This is a genomic window from Shewanella sp. 8A (assembly GCF_023475945.1).
GTDB lineage: Bacteria > Pseudomonadota > Gammaproteobacteria > Enterobacterales > Shewanellaceae > Shewanella > Shewanella xiamenensis.
The window spans coordinates 1-1,059 of sequence record NZ_JAMDJP010000083.1; the positions used below are offsets into that span (position 1 = coordinate 1).

The 1,059-nt window shown below is 46.2% G+C and carries 1 protein-coding gene; it reads right to left on the reverse strand.

Annotation, left to right across the window (positions count from 1 at the left end):
- Positions 1-55 precede the first annotated feature (55 nt).
- Entirely contained in the window at positions 56-979 is a 924-nt protein-coding gene (locus tag M0413_RS22590) for an IS5-like element ISSpu11 family transposase (protein WP_249555741.1), read from the reverse strand.
- Positions 980-1,059: the final 80 nt, after the last annotated feature.

Sequence of the window (1,059 nt, forward strand, 5' to 3'; positions counted from 1 at the left end):
GGCTTTGTTTCCTAAATCGATTCAGCGAACAAAGCCCCTCATAATCGTCTAAATATCAAACTACACGGTAAGTTACAGGCATGCCTAGCCCTGTAAGCTTGTTCAAAGCCTTTATCATCGCGTAAGTTTCTCCCACCTGACCGTTATAATTTCGCAGGCTCAATCTACCACCAAGTAATTGCTTTACCCTGTACATGGCAGTTTCTGAGATTGACCGCCGATGATAACCATACCGTTTTTTCCACTGCTTATTTGAACCATAAAGCTGTTGCCAACTGACCGCTAAGTTACGCGGATGTCCGTGTTCCCAGAGTGCAGCACCGTCCCTCGGTGGAATGAGTACTAAAGCGCGTTTTCTATGAACCGCATCGTGACAGGCTCTTGTGTCGTAAGCACCATCACCTGAAATATTTCGGATTTTTCGATGGGTTTGCTTGAGCAAATTCGGCATAACTTCAGCATCAGTGACGCCGGATAAACTCAGTTCTGCTGCAATAATTTCATGGCTATGGGTATCGACGGCGATATGCAGCTTACGCCACACGCGGCGCTTGCCATCTGTGCCATGTTTCTTCACTTTCCACTCACCTTCGCCATAAACCTTCAAGCCTGTCGAATCGATAGCCAAGTGCTCAATGGTGCCACGCGTCTTGGTTTTAAAAGCAATCTTGACGGCTTTCGCTCGTTTGCTGATACAAGTGTAATGTGGGCACGAAAGCGGAATATCAGCCAGTTTAAACACCGAGTTGATAAAGCCTTGTAACGCTCGCAGTGGCATAGAGAAAACACGTTTAACCATTAGTGCGGTGGTAATGGCTAAGTCGCTAAATACGTGTGGGCGACCTTTCCTTGGTTGCTCAGCCTTAGCTTTCCACTGGGCGATAGCGTCCTCATCAATCCAGAAGGTAAGTGAGCCACGATTAATTAAGGCTTGATTGTATTGCTTCCAGTTAGTTGTTTTATAGCGAGGTTTTGACACGATTGATGGGTGAGTTGATAGGCTATGCCGATCAGATCACCAGCTATGGTTTTAGTTCAACTGATTTAGGAAACAAAGCC